The sequence below is a fragment of the Kineococcus sp. NPDC059986 genome (assembly GCF_040702905.1).
Classification (GTDB): Bacteria; Actinomycetota; Actinomycetes; order Actinomycetales; family Kineococcaceae; genus Kineococcus.
The window spans coordinates 1-1402 of record NZ_JBFBND010000078.1 but is presented as its reverse complement, the minus strand read 5'-3'; the positions used below and the strand labels follow the sequence as shown (position 1 = coordinate 1402).

Annotated in this window: 2 protein-coding genes; one reads left to right on the top strand and one right to left on the bottom strand. The window is 66.0% G+C overall.

The window, feature by feature from the left end:
- Window positions 1-176: 176 nt before the first annotated feature.
- On the top strand, window positions 177-725 hold the full coding sequence (locus AB0637_RS24940) for a hypothetical protein (protein ID WP_366175481.1): 549 nt from the start codon (window positions 177-179) through the stop codon (window positions 723-725).
- A gap of 82 nt (window positions 726-807) precedes the next feature.
- On the opposite strand, the gene AB0637_RS24935 is transcribed toward AB0637_RS24940, so the two are convergent.
- Complete coding sequence (locus AB0637_RS24935; RefSeq protein ID WP_366175480.1) at window positions 808-1224, bottom strand: hypothetical protein; 417 nt, start codon at window positions 1222-1224, stop codon at window positions 808-810.
- Window positions 1225-1402: the final 178 nt, after the last annotated feature.

The window sequence follows — 1402 nt, the reverse complement described above, 5'->3', positions numbered from 1 at the left end:
ATGACCGTGTGCTTCGCGCGCACCGCGGGATGACCGTGTGCTTCGCGCGCACCGCGGGATGACCGTGTGCTTCGCGCGCACCGCGGGATGACCGTGTGCTTCGCGCGCACCGCGGGATGACCGTGACGTCTTCGAAGACAGCTGCCGAGCGTGCCGCTGCGGCCTACCGTGCGGGGATGCCTTCTGGACAGTCACCGTTCTGGGATCCCGAGCGGGATGAGCTGTGGGCGGTGATCACCGCCGAGGGCAATCACCGCGGCCAGCGACGCACGTTCGAGCTTGCACGCGATGAGGACTCCATCACGTGGGGGGTGGACACCGGTCACCTCGACCGTGAGTACCAGGTGACGGTGACGCGATGCCCCAAGAGGGTGTTCGACTTTGTTCAGGTGGAGGGCAATCCCTCAGAAAGCTGGCTGACGTTGGTCGAGGTGAGTACAGCCAGCGGCACCTCGATCGGAATCGACATCGTCGACGGAGTCGAGGTTGGTGCAGGAGGAGTTGGGGTGGAGCTCGAAGACGACCTCGGCACGTCGTACACGTCTCTGGGACCCCACCAGGGGTCGGACTTCGGGATGGTCTTCAGCCCGCGCCCACCGATGACAGCGCGGGAGTTGCGCATCGCGGTCGTTCAAGGTGAGGGAGTGCTGGTGCGCTACGTCGCTGACCTCACTCGGCCCCGCCATGTCGGCTCCGGTTCAGAGGCGGCGTCTTGTGATGGGTGAGTTGAGGAGAACCGCGGCCTGACCTGGCGTCCTCGCACCGCGGGATGACCGTGCGGTCCGCTGCGGAGGCGTGGGGCCACGCTCAGGCCCGGTGCTCAGCCCTCTCGGGCCTGCGGCGAGTCAGCCAATCAGCTACCAACACGACGAGGCCAGCGACGAGGAAGGCAGCCAGCATCACTGACGGCAGGCGGATGCCCCACGGTTCAGGGCTGAGCAGGTTGCCGCACAGGAGACCACCGCCTATCGCAGATCCGGAGATGACCGCGCGTTCAACGGGGCCACGGCTGTCGGCTGCAGACCACGAGTAGGTCAGACGCCCGAAGGCGGCCGCAGGGACCCAACCCACGAGCAACGCGGCCAGGATGGCTCCGAGGACGATCTTGGACTCGTGGTGGTGGGCCACCATCAGCAACGCGACGGCGATCAGAGCCAGCGATGCGCCGAGCAAGAGCGTGGGCCAACGGCGGACATGACGGTTGCTGTCTGGGGGGTGTTCCACATCTCGATCTTCGCAGCTGTGCTGCTGACGGAAGCAGCACGGAGGGCGAGATGATCGGACGTCAAGTACTCCTTGTCCGCCTTCAGTGGAGTCCACCAGAGTGGTGTATGACCACCCCCGCTGACCGGCGTGGCTGAGACGTAGAAGGCGGCCACCGCGTGATGCTTCGAAGGACCTC